General features: G+C 61.4%; 13 protein-coding genes and 1 pseudogene. 8 read left to right on the top strand and 6 right to left on the bottom strand.

Annotated elements, in window-relative coordinates; translation table 11 throughout:
* A pseudogene (locus ACIQ2A_RS22420) lies at positions 1-262 on the bottom strand (ABC transporter ATP-binding protein); the annotation flags it as partial.
* A 161-nt stretch (positions 263-423) separates the two neighbouring features.
* Here ACIQ2A_RS22420 and ACIQ2A_RS22415 point away from each other — a divergent pair.
* On the top strand, positions 424-1,740 hold the full coding sequence (locus tag ACIQ2A_RS22415) for a TAXI family TRAP transporter solute-binding subunit (RefSeq protein ID WP_398483546.1): 1,317 nt from the start codon (positions 424-426) through the stop codon (positions 1,738-1,740).
* A gap of 70 nt (positions 1,741-1,810) precedes the next feature.
* Positions 1,811-2,770, top strand: coding sequence for a phospholipase D-like domain-containing protein (locus ACIQ2A_RS22410; protein ID WP_398483544.1), 960 nt, complete (start codon positions 1,811-1,813; stop codon positions 2,768-2,770).
* A 10-nt stretch (positions 2,771-2,780) separates the two neighbouring features.
* Here ACIQ2A_RS22410 and ACIQ2A_RS22405 read toward each other — a convergent pair whose 3' ends face one another.
* From ACIQ2A_RS22405 to hutI, 5 genes are all read right to left on the bottom strand, one after another.
* Positions 2,781-2,969, bottom strand: coding sequence for a hypothetical protein (locus ACIQ2A_RS22405; RefSeq protein ID WP_398483542.1), 189 nt, complete (start codon positions 2,967-2,969; stop codon positions 2,781-2,783).
* Complete coding sequence (locus tag ACIQ2A_RS22400) at positions 2,962-3,852, bottom strand: LysR family transcriptional regulator (protein WP_398483540.1); 891 nt, start codon at positions 3,850-3,852, stop codon at positions 2,962-2,964. The genes ACIQ2A_RS22405 and ACIQ2A_RS22400 overlap by 8 nt, the downstream gene beginning before the upstream one ends.
* Positions 3,853-4,011: 159 nt before the next feature.
* Entirely contained in the window at positions 4,012-4,545 is a 534-nt protein-coding gene (locus ACIQ2A_RS22395) for a HutD family protein (RefSeq protein ID WP_398483538.1), read from the bottom strand.
* Positions 4,546-4,574: 29 nt separating this feature from the next.
* On the bottom strand, positions 4,575-6,239 hold the full coding sequence (gene hutU, locus ACIQ2A_RS22390) for a urocanate hydratase (RefSeq protein WP_398483536.1): 1,665 nt from the start codon (positions 6,237-6,239) through the stop codon (positions 4,575-4,577).
* Positions 6,240-6,250: 11 nt separating this feature from the next.
* A complete protein-coding gene (hutI, locus tag ACIQ2A_RS22385; RefSeq protein WP_398483533.1) occupies positions 6,251-7,474 on the bottom strand; it encodes an imidazolonepropionase in 1,224 nt (407 codons plus the stop codon).
* Between the two features lie 95 nt (positions 7,475-7,569).
* Between hutI and ACIQ2A_RS22380 the strand changes: the two genes are divergently transcribed.
* The 6 genes from ACIQ2A_RS22380 (at position 7,570) to ACIQ2A_RS22355 (ending at position 15,401) form a co-directional block, all read left to right on the top strand.
* On the top strand, positions 7,570-8,949 hold the full coding sequence (locus ACIQ2A_RS22380) for a formimidoylglutamate deiminase (RefSeq protein ID WP_398483531.1): 1,380 nt from the start codon (positions 7,570-7,572) through the stop codon (positions 8,947-8,949).
* Positions 8,950-9,705 carry a histidine utilization repressor gene (hutC, locus tag ACIQ2A_RS22375; RefSeq protein ID WP_398483529.1) on the top strand — a complete coding sequence of 252 codons (756 nt, stop codon included), beginning with the start codon at positions 8,950-8,952 and terminating at the stop codon, positions 9,703-9,705.
* 108 nt (positions 9,706-9,813) lie between these two features.
* Entirely contained in the window at positions 9,814-10,758 is a 945-nt protein-coding gene (locus ACIQ2A_RS22370; protein WP_398483526.1) for an ABC transporter substrate-binding protein, read from the top strand.
* Positions 10,759-10,916: 158 nt separating this feature from the next.
* Positions 10,917-11,690 (top strand): ABC transporter permease, encoded by a 774-nt coding sequence (locus ACIQ2A_RS22365; RefSeq protein ID WP_398483524.1) that lies wholly within the window; start codon positions 10,917-10,919, stop codon positions 11,688-11,690.
* Positions 11,687-12,472, top strand: a complete 786-nt coding sequence (locus ACIQ2A_RS22360; RefSeq protein WP_398483522.1) for an ABC transporter ATP-binding protein — start codon at positions 11,687-11,689, stop codon at positions 12,470-12,472. The genes ACIQ2A_RS22365 and ACIQ2A_RS22360 overlap by 4 nt, the downstream gene beginning before the upstream one ends.
* 289 nt (positions 12,473-12,761) lie before the next feature.
* Positions 12,762-15,401 carry an EAL domain-containing protein gene (locus ACIQ2A_RS22355; RefSeq protein ID WP_398483520.1) on the top strand — a complete coding sequence of 880 codons (2,640 nt, stop codon included), beginning with the start codon at positions 12,762-12,764 and terminating at the stop codon, positions 15,399-15,401.
* Positions 15,402-15,667: the final 266 nt, after the last annotated feature.

Below are 15,667 nucleotides of genomic sequence, written 5' to 3'. Positions count from 1 at the left end.
TGGCGATGGCGCCGACCACGGCGATCAGCAGCGTGGCGATGCCGGCAAACAGGGCGACGCCGAGCGTATGGCGGCCGATGCCATAGTCATGGGCCCAGGCCAGCCAGTCGGGCAGATGGTGGGTTCCAAGTGCGTCGTCCAGCACCAGTTTGAGCGGCCATGGTGCGGCAAGGCTGGCGCCGATCTCCACCAGCATGGCCAGGAAGACAATGGCCAGCCAGCCGCGATAGGGCCGCAGCATCTCGAACACCAGGCGGGTCATGGGAACTTGCCTCCGGAGCGAACATCCCGGGATTCGCAGCCCAGGCCGGGTGAGCTTAACCCTCTTCGGTTAGCGGACCTTAACTGTAGTGGGGTACAGGTCCATTTTTAGACGTTGCCGAACCGAATGTCTCCTCGCCTTGCGGGCCGAACATGAAGAGCATGACCATTGCATTCCCGTTCTGGGGCCGGGTGCTGCTGCTCGCGGGTCTCGCCGGGCTCGTGCTGGGCGGTTGTCTTCTGGCATGGCGCTATGTGGAGCGGCCGACCACGCTGACTTTGGCGGTGGGATCGCTCGATGGCGAGGCTGGCCGGACCGCCTCGATCATCGCCAGCCATTTTGCGGACAAGAAATCCTCGATCCGCTTGAACATCGAACGGTTCGACGACGTGGTTGCGTCCGGCAAGGCCTTTGCCGAGGGCAAGGCGGATCTTGCGGTGATCCGCGCCGATGTCGGCGATCTCTCCGCCGCGCGCAGCGTCGCCGTGTTGACCAAGGGCGTCGCCATGCTGCTGGCGCCGCCGGGCTCGCGGATCACCTCCGTGGAAGGACTGCACGGACGCACGGTGGGCGTGGTCGGTGGTGAGGTCAATCACCGGCTCGTCCAGGCGCTGACCAAGCAATATGATCTCACCCGCGACAAGGTGACGTTCAAGGATGTGGCGATCGCCGATGCGCGGCGTGCCATCGAGGCGAAGGAGGTCGGCGCGGTTCTCGTCGTCGTGCCGCTGACGGAGAAATATCTCACTTATGTGCGTGGCCTGTTCAAGGGCGCGCCGGTGCTGATTCCGATCGATGCTGCCGGTGCCATCGCCGATGCCGATGGGGCCTATGAAAGCTTCGACATTCCCAAAGGCACATTGCGCGGCGCGCCGCCGGTGCCTGATGACGATGTGACGAGCCTGCGCGTCGGCTATTATCTCGTTGCCAACAAGAAGCTGCATTCGGGCATGGTCGCCAATCTCACCGGCATGGTGATCGCGGCCCGTCGCGATCTCGTGGCGTCGCAGTCGCAGCTGTCGGGCGTCGCTGCCGCCAATACGGATCCCGACGCCTATATCCCCGTGCATCCCGGCGCCGCCGCTTACTACAACGGCACCGAACAGAGCTTCATGGATAAATATGGCGACGACATCTATCTCACGCCGATGATCCTGGGTGCATTGGCCTCGGTGCTCGCGGCAGCGTGGCGTTTCCTCGGCATTCGCACGCCCGATCACCGCAGTGTTGCACTCACCTCGGTCGATGCCATTCGGCGCAGGATCAGGGAAGCAAGCAGCGACGCCGAACTGGGGGCGATCGAGGACGAGATCGACGAGTTGCTCAACCTGCATCTGGCTGCTGCTATTCGCGGCGATGACAACGCGCTGGATGCGCCAACGTTGTTGTCAGCGGCGCAGCGCCTCGACAATCTGATCCATCATCGACGCGCCGCGTTCGCGAGCGGCCACTTCACGCCGGAGCCGGTTCAAGGTTAAACATGCAAGACACCTCGTTTCCGTCACAGTCAGGTTGCGCCCGTTTCCCTCATTCTGCGAGCGTTCGTTCATGTCGCACACACTGATCGTATTTCCGGACGACACCGCCCAGGCGATCGTCGAACCGCTGCGGGCTGCCAGGCGCAGCATCAATATCCGCATGTTCCTGTTCACCGATCCGACGCTGCTGGATGAGGTGATCGCGGCGAAGAAACGCGGCGTTCATGTGCGGGTGATGCTCAATCCGGCGCGGCGCAGCGGCGAAAGCGAGAATGACGAGACCGCGGCGGCATTGGCGGCGGCAGGGGTCGAGGTGCGCGACAGCAATCCGGCTTTCGCGCTGACCCATCAGAAGTCGATGGTGATCGACGATGGGCTCGGCTTCGTGGAGTCGCTTAACTGGGAAACCCGCGATCTCACCGAGACGCGCGACTATGCAGTGACGACCACCAACAAGCTCGAAATCTCCGAGATGGTGGATTGCTTCGATGCCGACTGGGCCAAGCAGGATTTTGAGCCGCATCCGGACTCGCAATTGATCTGGTGCCCCAACAATGGCCGCGAGCGGATCGGCGCGTTCATCGATGCGGCCGAGGAGTCGCTGTTCATCCAGAACGAGCGCTATCAGGACACGGACATCATCGAGCGGTTGGTGCGGGCGGTGACGCGCGGTGTCAGCGTCCACATCATGGCGCGGCAGCCGCACAAGCTGAAGAAGAACAAGCTGATCGAGGGGATCGGTGGCTTGCGCATCATGCATGATGTCGGCGCCAAGGTGCACCGGCTCAATGACATGAAACTGCACGGCAAGATGCTGCTGGCGGATGAGGAGCGCGCCATCGTCGGTTCGATCAATCTGACCCCGGGCAGTTTTGACGATCGCCGCGAACTGGCGATCGAAACCGATTCACATCACGTGGTGAAGCGCCTCGTGCATACCGCACGGCATGACTGGGACCATTCCCGCAAGCTCGACCTGTCCGACGAGGCGGTGAAGGCGGATCTCGAGAAGCACGGCATCCGGCAATAGCCGGGATCACTCAGCCGCGATTCGGATAAGTCGGTGGCCGACGCCGGCGTGGCGGCGGTGGCGGGCGTACTTGCGCGCGACGGGCATATTCCGTCGCGAGATTGAGCAGCCGCTCCTTGATGGCGGGATCGTCAACCTCGCGCGCGAGTTTCTCGCAGCGCTCGGCCTGCTCGCGAAAATAGGCGGCCTCGTCAGGCAACTTTCGGGGTTTCCTTGTGCGTGTCCTTGGGCGCCGAGTGATACATGAACAGCTCGGACAGCTGGTTCTTCAGTTCCAATACACGGCCGGAACTCAAGCCTTGCCGGATACAGAGCAGGTTCTTGATGGTTGGCAGTTCAGGTAAATAATATTCCTTCGCCCAAACCAGCCCGCTCGGGATCATCCGGCTCGGCATGGCGGTAAGGCCGATGCCGGCTTCGACGGCCGATCGCTTGGCGTCGTAGTCCTGGCTGCTGAAGGCGATCCGGTATGACAGGCCGTGGCGCGTCAGCGTGTTGATCATCCAGTCGTCATTGGCCCAGGTGACGATCGGAATCGGCGCGCCGGGGCTGAGCACGAAACTGTTCGACCGCACCCAGATCAGGCGGTCCTCGTATTCATCGACGATCAGCGTCGCGAGATCGGAATCGACATCGCCACGCCGGTAGAAGCATCCGATGTCGATATGGCCTTCGGTCAAGGCGGTGGAAATTTCGGCCGAGGTTCCGGCCTGGATGAGGACGTCGCTCAATCCGTGCGGCGTATGCTGCACGAACTGCCTGCTGAGCAGCGAACTCAGTCCAAGTCGCAGGCGACCTGTGTTGCTGTCGGCGCCGCCGAGCGCGAGCACCTGATCATTGGCTTCGATGATCTTGCGCGCCTGTGCGAGCACGAGCTTGCCGAGATCAGTCGGGCAGCTGCCATTCGGCGTCTTGCTGAACAGCGAGCCTCCGACAATTTGTTCGAGGCGTTTGATCTGCGAGCTCACTGCAGGCTGGCTCAAGCCGAGCTGATCGGCAGCCTTGGTCAGGCTGCCAACTTCAGAGATCGCAACAACCGTACGCACGATTTCGATAGGAATGTTGTGATGTCTGCGATGCATCGAATCCTCGCCTCACCGTTGTGTTTCAACCAAGAGTGAGTGTTGCAGTGATTCCCCGCTAATCAAATATCCGTAATTAGTATATGTTATATATTTGATCTTTATGGCATTTCTTCAATTGATGGGGTCATCAGAATCGATGCCCGAATTCGGAGATAATTACCGGAACTGAATCGCGATAACCTGCGTTGCCTCGCTCGCTTTCAGCGTTAGCTTCGGTGTTGATGTATCAACGATGACGGCGTCACGCGCGCGAAGAAAGACAGCGGGCGCGGGAGCAACGACTTCGATCTCACCTTGCTCGACCACAAAAATCGTTTGTGCAGAAATCATAAAATCCTGACTCTGCGTGAACTTGATGCGCCGCACATCGTGCGTGACAGCCGTGCGACGGCTCATCACGTTGAGATCGACGATCGGTCCTTCGACCAATCTGGCTGACGTTGGTTGATCGCCGGGGAAGGCGTGCATCGTCTCGCGATCAATGCGGACATCGGCTTCGCCGGCAACCGACAGGTCGATGCCGTTGCCTTCAAGTACCAGCAGCGTGCGATCAATTGCGGCAAAAGACGAAAACGGTCCATCGCTCGCCACCTGCGCCATACTGACACGCCAAACGAAATCATCCAGTTTCGCATCCGCCGGATGGATCGCGATCTCCGTCGTGGACCCCATGCCGTTCTTCCACGGCATGGTCCTGTAATCCGCCGCGCGAAGAATTTTCACGGCAGTGATGGAAGATTGAGGCCGTGTTCCCTGGCGCAATCGATCGCGATGTCGTAGCCGGCATCGGCATGCCGCATCACGCCCGTCGCCGGATCATTCCACAACACGCGCTCAAGGCGCTTGGCCGCTTCCGGCGTGCCATCGGCGACGATCACCATGCCGGAATGCTGCGAGAAGCCCATGCCGACGCCGCCGCCATGATGCAGTGACACCCAGGTTGCGCCGGATGCGCAATTCAGCAGCGCATTGAGCAGCGGCCAGTCGGAGACGGCGTCGGAGCCGTCCTTCATGGCCTCGGTCTCGCGGTTCGGGCTGGCGACCGAGCCGGAATCGAGATGATCGCGGCCGATCACGATCGGCGCCTTGAGTTCGCCCGATGCGACCATCTCGTTGAAAGCGAGGCCGAGGCGATGACGATCACCGAGGCCGACCCAGCAGATGCGTGCGGGCAGGCCCTGGAACTGGATGCGCTTGCGCGCCATGTCGAGCCAGTTCACCAGCGCCTTGTTGTGCCCGAGGATCTCTTTCACCTTGGCGTCGGTCTTGTAGATGTCCTCGGGATCGCCGGACAGCGCAGCCCAGCGGAACGGGCCGATGCCGCGGCAGAACAGCGGGCGGATGTAAGCGGGCACGAAGCCGGGGAAGTCGAAGGCATTGTCGACGCCTTCTTCCTTGGCCATCTGGCGGATGTTGTTGCCGTAATCGACGGTGGGCACGCCCATCTTGTGGAAGTCGAGCATGGCGCGGACATGCTCGCTCATCGATTTGCGCGAGGCCTTTTCGACGGCCGCAGGATCGCTGTTGCGCTTGGCTTCCCATTCCGCCAGCGTCCAGCCTTTCGGCAGATAGCCGTTGACCGGATCATGCGCCGAGGTCTGGTCGGTGACGATATCCGGCTTGATGCCGCGGCGGACCAGTTCGGGGAAAATATCGGCGGCATTGCCGAGCACCGCAACCGAGATGGCCTTCTTGTCCTGCTTCGCCTTGTCGATAATGGCGAGCGCGTCGTCGAGATCCTTGGCCTGGACGTCCACATAGCCGCTCTTCAGCCGCATCTCGATGCGGCTGGGTTGGCATTCGACCGCGAGGCACGATGCGCCGGCCATGGTGGCTGCGAGTGTCTGCGCACCACCCATGCCGCCGAGGCCCGCGGTGAGGATCCAGCGGCCGGAGAGGTCGCCATTGTAATGCTGGCGGCCGGCCTCGACAAACGTCTCGTAGGTGCCCTGCACGATGCCCTGCGAGCCGATATAGATCCACGAGCCCGCGGTCATCTGGCCGTACATCATCAGGCCCTTGCGATCGAGCTCGTTGAAGTGCTCCCAATTGGCCCAGCGCGGCACCAGGTTCGAATTCGCGATCAGCACGCGTGGCGCATCAGCATGCGTCTTGAACACGCCCACCGGCTTGCCGGACTGCACCAGCAGCGTCTCGTCATTGTTGAGATTGCGCAGCGACGCGGTGATCTGATCGAAGGCTTCCCAGCTGCGCGCAGCGCGGCCGATGCCGCCATAGACGACGAGCTCATTGGGATTTTCGGCGACTTCCGGATCGAGATTGTTCATCAGCATGCGCAACGGCGCTTCGGTCAACCAGTCCTTGGCCGAAAGCTCGGTGCCGCGCGGGCTGCGCACGATGCGCGAATTTTTGCTGCGATCCATGATGGCGGTCCTTATTGCGTGAAGGTGGTCCGGCCGTGCCGGATGCGCGCGTGAAGCGGATTGAAGCCGACGCGATAGACGAGTTCGGCGGGTGTCTCGATGTCCCAGATCGCGAGATCGCAGAATTTGCCGGTTTCCAGCGTGCCGACGTCATCGAGCTTGCCGAGCGCGCGTGCGGCCTGCCGCGTCACGCCGAGCAGGCATTCGTCCACGGTCATGCGGAATAGCGTTGCGCCCATATTCATGGTGAGCAGCAGCGAGGTCAGCGGCGAAGTGCCGGGATTGCTGTCGGTGGCGAGCGCCAGATGCGTGCCGTGCTTGCGGAACAGCGCAATCGGCGGCGCCTGCGTCTCGCGCAGGGTGTAATAAGCGCCGGGCAGCACCACCGCGACGGTGCCGGCCTTGGTCAGCGCGATGACGCCGTCTTCATCGGTATGTTCGAGATGATCGGCAGACAGCGCGCCATAGTCCGCAGCGAGTTTCGCGCCGTGCAGGTTCGAGAGCTGGTCGGCATGCAGCTTCACCGGAAGGCCATATGTCCTAGCGGCATCGAACAGCCGCGCCGTCTGCGCCGGCGAGAAAGCGATCCCTTCGCAGAAGGCATCGACGGCATCGGCGAGCTTCAGCTCGGCGACGGCGGGCAGTGTGTCGCGGATCACGCCATCGATATAGGCGTCCTTATCGCCTTTGGCTTCCGGCGGCATTGCATGAGCGGCGAGAAATGAGGTGATGACCGTGACATCGCGCTCGTGGCCGATCTGGCGCGCTGCCTTCAGGCAGCGGATCTCGGTGTCCTTGTCGAGGCCGTAGCCGGACTTGATCTCCACGGTGGTAACGCCTTCGGCGATCAGATGATCGAGCCGCTTCAATCCGCTGGCGACCAGCTGCGCTTCGCTGGCCGCGCGCGTCGATGTCATGCTGGAGGCGATACCGCCGCCGGCGCGCGAAATCTCTTCATAGGTCGCGCCTTCCAGCCGCATCGCAAATTCATTCGCGCGGTGGCCGCCATAGACGAGATGGGTGTGGCAATCGACGAGGCCCGGCGTGATCCAGCGGCCGCCGCAATCGATGCGCTCGGCAGCGTCAGTGCCAGCCGGCAGGTCGGACGCCGCGCCGACAAAGGCGATGCGGCCATCTTTCGCTGCGATGCACCCGGTCTCGATCATACCGAGGCCGGGCTGGCCTTCGGTCATCGTGGCGAGGCGCGCATTGGTCCAGAGAGTATCGAAAGTCATGAGGCGGTGCCGCTCATTTGGGACGTTCTATGTCTATACATAATCAGCGCCCTCGCTTATTGTCGAGCGTCTTTTGAATGCAACGGGCCAACGCCATGCACACGGCAAGTGCTGCAACAAAGCTGTTCTTCGCGCATGCGCTGCTCCCCGGCGGCTGGGCGCGCGACGTCATTCTGACGATCGAGAATGGCGCGATCACGGCCGTTGCCGACAATTCGAGCAGCGCTGGCGCGGAAATCATCAAGGGCGTTGCGCTGCCGGGAATGCCCAATCTGCACAGCCATGCGTTCCAGCGGGCTATGGCCGGGCTCACCGAATTGCGTGGCGAGACGCAGGACAGTTTCTGGACCTGGCGGCAATTGATGTATCGTTTCATCGATACGCTGACGCCGGATGATGTCGAAACCATCGCCGCCTATGCCTATGCCGAGATGCTGGAAGGCGGCTTCACCTCGGTGGCCGAGTTTCACTATCTGCATCATGATGCAAGCGGCGCGCCCTATGGCGATCTCGCCGAACTGGCGTCGCGGATCGCGAGCGCCTGCGTCGAGACCGGGATCGGCCTGACCCTGTTGCCGGTGTTCTATAATTTCAGCGGCTTCGGTGGCGCTGCGCCCGTTCATGGTCAGCGCCGCTTCATCAATGATCCCGCGCGCTTTCTCTCTTTGCTGGAGCGCTCGCGCGAGGTTATCAAGCCGGTCACAGATGCAGCCATCGGCATCGCGCCGCATTCATTGCGTGCGGTCACGCCCGAGACGCTTGCTGAGGTGCTGAAGGCTGTCCCGAGCTGTCCGATCCATATGCATATCGCCGAACAGGTGAAGGAGGTCGAGGACTGCATCGCCTGGTGCGGCCAGCGCCCGGTCTCATGGCTGCTTGATCATGTGGATGTGAATCAACGCTGGGTCCTGATTCATGCCACGCATCTGACCCCGGAAGAGACGGCGGGTATTGCCAGATCAGGCGCCGTCGTCGGTCTGTGCCCACTCACGGAAGCCAATCTCGGGGACGGCATTTTCGAAGGTCTGCGGCTCATCGAGGCGGGTGGTGTGTTCGGTGTCGGCTCCGATTCCAATATCGAGATCTCGGCGTTCGGTGAGCTGAAGCAATTCGAATACAGCCAGCGTCTGCTGCATCGCGTCCGCAACGCGGTCTCGCGCCATGCCGGCGAATCCACCGGCCGCGCGCTCTACGAGCATGCGCTGACTGGCGGCGCGAAGGCCTCCGGCCGCGCCATCGGTGCGCTCGCGGTCGGCAAGCGTGCCGATATCGTCGTGCTCGATGATGCCCATCCCGATCTTTGTGGTGTGAGCGGCGATCGCTGGCTCGATGCGGCCGCTTTCGTTGCCGGGAAGTCCGCGATTTCCAGCGTGTATGTCGGTGGCAAGCAAGTTGTCGAAGGCGGGCGCCATCTCAAGCGCTCCGGTATTACCGAGCGCTATCGTCGTGTCGTCCAGCGACTGGCGAGTCTCTAGATGGCGACAGTGCGGGCCACAAAAGCATCGAATGGCAAGGCCGCGCCGCAGGCGCTGTATCAGCGCATTCGTGCCGATCTCGAAGACAAGATCCTGTCGGGTCGCTGGCCGCCCGGCTATCGTATCCCGTTCGAGCATGAGCTGGTCGAGGCCTATCAATGTTCTCGGATGACGGTGAACAAGGTGCTGTCGGGCCTTGCGGCGGCCGGCGTGATCGAGCGCAAGCGCCGTGTCGGCAGCTTTGTCGCCAAGCCGGTGGTGCAATCCGCGGTTCTGCATATTCCCGATATCCAGGCCGAGATCGCAAAGCGCGGCGAGGCTTATGGCTATGAGTTGCTGGTGCGCAAGCGGCGCAAGGCGACGAAGGACGATCTCGAGCGCCTCGGCACCGATCGCAGCTGCGACGTGCTCGCGCTGAACTGCCGTCATATCGCCAAGGGCCGTCCCTTTGCCTATGAGGAGCGACTGATCAATCTCGACGTGGTGCCGCCTGCGGCGACCATCGATTTTGCGCATGTGCCGCCGGGCACGTGGCTGCTTGGTCACGTGCCATGGAACGAGGCGGAGCATCAGATCACCGCATGTCTCGCCGATGATGATGTGCGGTCTGCGCTGGTGCTGAAGAAGCCGGCCGCCTGTCTCGTGGTCGAGCGTCGCACCTGGCGCAAGAGCAGGATCATTACCTCTGTACGCGTTACCTATCCGAACGATCTCTATCGGCTCACCGCGCGTTTCACGCCTGCGGGGCGGGTCTGATGGCGTGCAGTATGAACCTTCTGTCGCAGGGGCGGCGCATAAATTGACTCTGGCAATCCGCCATGTTGCCATGCAGTATTATTCTAAACTGGCTGAGGAGAGTGCGTTATGAAGTTGATTGGAGCATCCGTCGCCGCCATGCTCGCGGCTCTTGTCGCAACACCTGCTGCGGCGCAGACCAAAGTGACGATCGCGATTTCCGGCTGGACCGGTTTCGCGCCGCTGACGCTGGCGAAGGAAGCCGGCATCTTCGCGAAGAACGGCCTCGACGTCACCATCAAGAAGGTGCCGCAGGCGAGCCGTCACCTCGCCATCGCGTCGGGCGATGTGCAATGCGCTGCGACCACGGTGGAAACCTGGATCGTCTGGAACGCCAATGGCGTGCCCACCACGCAGCTGTTCCAGCTCGACAAGTCCTATGGCGCTGACGGCATGGCCGTGCGCTCCGCGACAGGCTCGATCAAGGACCTGAAGGGCAAGACCGTCGCCGCTTCGGCACCGGGCACCGCGCCCTATTTCACGCTCGCCTGGTTCCTGAAGAAGAACGGCCTCAGCGTGAAGGATGTCTCGGTCGTCAACATGGAGCCGGGTCCCGCAGCGCAGGCCTTCATCGCCGGCCAGAACGATGCGGCCATGACCTATGAGCCGTATCTGTCCGCGGTGCGCGAGAAGCCGGAAGCCGGCAAGATCATCGCGACCACGCTGGATTATCCGATGATCATGGATACGTTCGGCTGCGCGCCGAAATTCATTTCGGAGAATCCGGACGCGGTGAAGGCGCTGGCCAAGAGCTATTTCGAGGCGGTTGCGATGATCAAGTCCGATCAGGCCAAGTCCTATGAAATCATGGGCGCCGATGTGAAGCAGACGGGCGAGAAGTTCGGCGCTTCTGCACAGTATCTGCGTTGGCAGGATCAGGAGGCGAACAAGAAGTTCTTCGCGGGTGAACATGCTGCCTTCTCGAAGGAAGCTGCCGATCTGCTGCTCGAAATCGGCGTGATCAAGCAGTTGCCCGATATGACGAAGCTCGCAGATCCAAGCTTCATTCAGTAAACGGACACATCACTCACAACCGTCATTGCGAGCCCTGCAAAATTGGCTTCGCCAATTTTGCTTCGGCGAAGCAATCCAGTCTTTCTTTGTCACAAGAACTGGATTGCTTCGTCGCAAGAGCTCCTCGCAATGACGACCACGGGCATCGCATATTGATCATGAAGCCACTCGCCCCCATCTCATCATCTGCGCGCGTGGTGCTTGGCATCTCGTTCTTCGTGTTGTTCGTCGCGGGCTGGTCCTATGCGACCTTCGGCGGCTTTGTATCGAAGACGTTTCTGGCCAATCCGCTGACCATGCTCGAGGATGGCTGGTTCCTGCTCACCAAGCAGAACTTCCTGTTCGACATCGGCATGACGATCTGGCGCGTCGTCGGCGGCTTCGTGCTCGCCGCGCTTGTTGCCGTGCCGCTCGGCATCCTGATGGGGGCTTACAAGCCGGTCGAGGCTTTCCTTGAGCCGTTCGTATCCTTCGCGCGCTATCTGCCGGCATCGGCCTTCATTCCGCTGCTGATCCTGTGGGCCGGCATCGGCGAAATGCAGAAGCTGCTGGTGATTTTCATCGGCTCGGTCTTCCAGCTGATCCTGATGGTGGCCGTTGCCGTCGGCAGCGTGCGTCGTGATCTGGTCGAGGCCTCGCTGACGCTGGGGGCAAAAGACGACGGCGTGTTGCGCCGTGTGCTCATCCCGTCGGCTGCGCCTGAGATCGCCGAGATCCTGCGCCTCGTGCTCGGCTGGGCCTGGACCTATGTGATCGTCGCCGAACTGATCGGTTCGTCGTCGGGCATCGGCCATATGATCATCGACAGCCAGGCGCTGCTCGCCACCGGCCAGATCATCTTCGGCATCATCGTGATCGGCATCATCGGCCTGATCTCGGACTACGCCTTCAAGGCTGCGAACAAGCGCCTGTTCCCGTGGAGCATCATTTGAGCAAGCTCATCGTCGAGAACGTCTCGCGCGTTTTCCCGGCCGTTCGCGGCGGCACGCCCACGCGTGCGCTGGAGCCGACCAATCTCAACGTCGCCGACAATGACTTCGTCACCATCCTGGGACCGTCGGGCTGCGGAAAATCCACGCTGCTGCGCATGGTGGCCGGCCTGGATACGCCGACCACCGGTCGCATCCTGCTCGATGGCAAGGCCATCACGGGCCCCGGCGCCGATCGTGGCATGGTGTTCCAGTCCTACACGCTGTTTCCCTGGCTGACGGTTGCGGAGAACATTGCCTTCGGCCTGCGCGAACGCGGCATCTCCCAGAAGGAGCGCAGCAGTATCGCGCGCGAATGGCTGGACAAGGTCGGCCTCACCAGCTTTGCCAATCATTTCCCCAAGCAGCTCTCCGGCGGCATGCAGCAGCGCACGGCGATCGCACGCGCTTTGGCCAACGATCCAAAGATCCTGCTGCTCGACGAACCATTCGGTGCGCTCGACAATCAGACGCGCGCGCTGATGCAGGAATTGCTGCTCGGGATCTGGGAGCGCGAGCGCAAGACCGTGATCTTCGTCACCCACGATATCGAGGAAGCGATCTTCCTCGCCTCGCGTGTGGTGGTGATGTCGGCGCGTCCCGGCCGTATCAAGGCCGATATCCCGGTCGATTTGCCGCATCCCCGGCACTACACAATCAAGACCAGCCCGGCGTTTTCGGATCTCAAAGCGCGTCTCACCGAAGAAATTCGCGTCGAAGCTGTGCTCGCAGCGGAAGTACATTAAGGCCGATCTCACCTTCGCTAACTGGAGATCCGCGCTTTGCCTCACCCAAATGGGTGAAGGCCTTGCGAGAAAAATCGCGCATGGATTGTACGCGCTCTTCCGGGCAATTATGGAGCGTAGCGTTTTAGCTGCAGCTTAATGATGTTTCTGCTCGGCAGACCGCCTTGGCGCAGTGCAATAGATTAGCGACAACTTGCACATATCATCGCACCCATGCCGGGCAACCGGCATCTGGGCTTTTTTGAACGCGCTCAGTTTTGAAAATTGCGATTGTTTGCGAGTTGCGACGATGAATTTTGTAGAGCCCCACCAGACCGACACGACTCGATCGCTGCTGGCCGGTCTCGAACAGGCTATCGATGCCGTCGTGATGATCGACGCTCAGAACAATGTCACGCATTTCAATGCTGCTGCCGAGCGCATATGGGGCTACAGCCGCCACGAGGTGCTGGGCCGCAATGTCAGCTGCCTGGTGCCGATGCCATTCCGGAAGCATCACGACGAATATGTCGACGCCAATCGTGCAACGGGCGTGAATCGCATCGTCGGGCGCAGCCGCGAGGTGCGTATCGAGCGCAAGGACGGAACGGAGATCTGGGGCGCGCTCTCGATGTCGCGCGTCGAGGTGGACGGCGAGATCACCTATATGGGCTTCGTTCGCGATGTCACCCTGGAGGTTCAGCAGCGCGAGGAAATCGCGCGCCTGTCGCTGGTCGCGGACAAGACCCATCGCGCCATTTTTATCGCCAACCATGATGGTCGCATCGACTATGTGAATGCTGCCTTCACCGATCTGTTCGGTTTCAGCCGCGAGGAAGTATGCGGGCTGACGCCGGTGGAGCTTCTGTCCGGCCCTTATACAGATCAGCAGGTCGTCAAGCGCCTGCATCACCTGGTTCGTTCCACAGGGGCAGCCGAAGAAGAGCTCCTGGTCTATGGCAAGGACGGCAACGAGATCTGGGTGTCCACGGCCGTCAACGCGATTTGCGACGAGCAGGGTACGATCAAGCAGATCATCGCGCTGCTGACCGACATTACCGAAAGCAAGCAGTTGCAGTCGCTGCAACACCATATCCTGGAAGCGCTTGCCGATGAGCGTCCGCTGCTGGAAGTCATGAACGATCTGTGTCGCAAGGTCGAACAGCTGGCGCCGGACGTGATCTGCTCGCTCTCCTATGTGGACCCGGAAGGTGCGCTACATCCGCTCGGCGGGCCCAGCATGCCGCATGCGCATGTGCGTTCCATGGAAGGGCTACGGATCGTGCCGGACGGTGATGCCGCTATTTGCGGAATCTACCGCGGCGAGGCCGTATTCGTGCCCGATATCGCGGCGTCAGAGAACTGGAAGCGCTACGGTTCTGCCGTGGTGGCGGCCGGGTTGAAAGCCTGCTGGGTCACGCCGATCAAGGCGAAAGATGGCCGCGTCATCGGCACGTTCACTTTCTACTATCGTGAGTCGCGCAGCCCGAGCCGCTGGCACCAGAGCATTGTCGATGCCTGCGTGCATCTCGGTGCGCTGGCATTGGAGCGCGAAGAGGCCCGCAAGGAGATTTCGCGCCTTGCCTATTTCGATGCGCTGACCGGGCTGCCCAATCGCACGCATATGCGGCATCTGATGGAGCGCGGCGTTGCCAATTGCACGGACGGCTGGCGGCTCGCGCTGATGTTCCTCGATCTCGATCACTTCAAGGATGTCAACGACACGCTCGGGCACTCCGCGGGTGATGAATTGCTGGTGCAGGTGACGCAGCGGCTGCGCAGCAATCTGCGTCCGGGCGATGTGCTGAGCCGGCAGGGCGGCGACGAATTCATCATCATGCTGCCGGCCTGCGACGCCGATCAGGCTGCGCAGATCGCCCAGCGGATGACCGAAGCACTGTCGGCTCCGGTGCAGATCGCCGGCAACAAGGTGTCGATATCGGTCAGCACGGGCATCAGCATCTATCCCGAAAATGCCGATGATCTCGATAGCCTGCTGAAATATGCCGATGCGGCCATGTACAATGCCAAGCAGGCCGGCCGTTCGACCTATCGGTTCTTCAGCAACCAGATGGACCGCGCAGCGCAGGAACGCCTGGCGCTGAGCACGGCACTACGCGCGGCGATCGCGCGTGGCGGCCTGCATCTGCATTACCAGCCGCAAATTCGCGCTGCCGATGGTGGCCTCTACGGAGTCGAAGCGCTCGCACGCTGGACCGATCCTGCTCTTGGCGAGATTTCACCGGGCAAATTCATTCCGCTTGCCGAGGAATGCGGTCTGATCGACCAGATCGGAATCTGGTCGTTGCGCGAGGCATGCCGGCAGATGGCCGCGTGGCGAAGCCAAGGATTTCACGTCCCGTGTGTCTCGGTCAATCTGTCGCCGCTCAGTTTTGAAAATGCGGATCTTCCGACATTGATTGTGGACATGATGGCGGAGCATGGCCTGTCGCCGAACCGCCTTGTCCTCGAAGTCACCGAAAGCGTTGTGATGAACGAGCGTGCAACCGCGCTCGATACGATGAAGCGCATTCGTGCCGCCGGGATCGGGCTTTCGATGGATGATTTCGGCACCGGCTATTCCAGCTTGAGCCGCCTGGCGCAGCTTCCGGTGCGGGAATTGAAGATCGACCGCAGTTTCATGCGCGATATCGAAACGGAGGATTGCGCACTGGCGATCGTCACCGCCGTGGTGCGTGTTGGCCAGAGCCTCAACATGACGGTGGTCGCGGAAGGCGTTGAGACCGGGGGTCAGCACAAGATCCTGTCGGATCTCGGTTGCGACGTCATACAGGGCTTCATCTATGCTCCCGGCCTGTCACCATCGGGCCTCGAAGCATGGCTCTCTGCGCGTCATGCAGAACAGTGGACAACGCTCGTTTCCGAGTGTCGCACCGCGCATAAGAGCATCAGTGCGGATCCACAAAATATCGACTCCACAGCGGCTTAGCGGATGGTCTGGCACTGTTGGCAGACTTCATGCATCGTTAACCACGTCCGTTGTTGTCGGGTGATTGGATGGTGCGAGTCAAAGAGTTTGCAGATTGGTGTCTGAATACGTTCGGTGTCTGCGCCACGGACCGTCCGGTCGGTGGCGGTCCGCGCGATATCCTTGAGTGAAAGTCGAGCCATGCCAGCAAGCCCTACCGATCAGCTTCCGCTCGGCCCGCCCGGCGACGCTGCACGGGCTCTGTTCTCGGCATTCGAACACGCGGT

Source organism: Tardiphaga sp. (assembly GCF_044336785.1).
Taxonomy (GTDB): Bacteria; Pseudomonadota; Alphaproteobacteria; order Rhizobiales; family Xanthobacteraceae; genus Tardiphaga.
The sequence above is the reverse complement of the archived record's forward strand: the minus strand, read 5'-3'. Positions and strand labels throughout refer to the sequence as shown.

What these genes read in the sequence shown, in the direction of transcription:
- ACIQ2A_RS22380 (WP_398483531.1), top strand. Translation starts at nt 7,570, where the DNA reads ATGCACACGGCAAGTGCTGCAACAAAGCTGTTCTTCGCGCATGCGCTG.
- ACIQ2A_RS22395 (WP_398483538.1), bottom strand. Translation starts at nt 4,545, where the DNA reads ATGCCGTGGAAGAACGGCATGGGGTCCACGACGGAGATCGCGATCCAT.
- hutC (WP_398483529.1), top strand. Translation starts at nt 8,950, where the DNA reads ATGGCGACAGTGCGGGCCACAAAAGCATCGAATGGCAAGGCCGCGCCG.
- ACIQ2A_RS22355 (WP_398483520.1), top strand. Translation starts at nt 12,762, where the DNA reads ATGAATTTTGTAGAGCCCCACCAGACCGACACGACTCGATCGCTGCTG.
- ACIQ2A_RS22400 (WP_398483540.1), bottom strand. Translation starts at nt 3,852, where the DNA reads ATGCATCGCAGACATCACAACATTCCTATCGAAATCGTGCGTACGGTT.
- hutU (WP_398483536.1), bottom strand. Translation starts at nt 6,239, where the DNA reads ATGGATCGCAGCAAAAATTCGCGCATCGTGCGCAGCCCGCGCGGCACC.
- ACIQ2A_RS22410 (WP_398483544.1), top strand. Translation starts at nt 1,811, where the DNA reads ATGTCGCACACACTGATCGTATTTCCGGACGACACCGCCCAGGCGATC.
- ACIQ2A_RS22365 (WP_398483524.1), top strand. Translation starts at nt 10,917, where the DNA reads ATGAAGCCACTCGCCCCCATCTCATCATCTGCGCGCGTGGTGCTTGGC.
- ACIQ2A_RS22370 (WP_398483526.1), top strand. Translation starts at nt 9,814, where the DNA reads ATGAAGTTGATTGGAGCATCCGTCGCCGCCATGCTCGCGGCTCTTGTC.
- ACIQ2A_RS22415 (WP_398483546.1), top strand. Translation starts at nt 424, where the DNA reads ATGACCATTGCATTCCCGTTCTGGGGCCGGGTGCTGCTGCTCGCGGGT.
- hutI (WP_398483533.1), bottom strand. Translation starts at nt 7,474, where the DNA reads ATGACTTTCGATACTCTCTGGACCAATGCGCGCCTCGCCACGATGACC.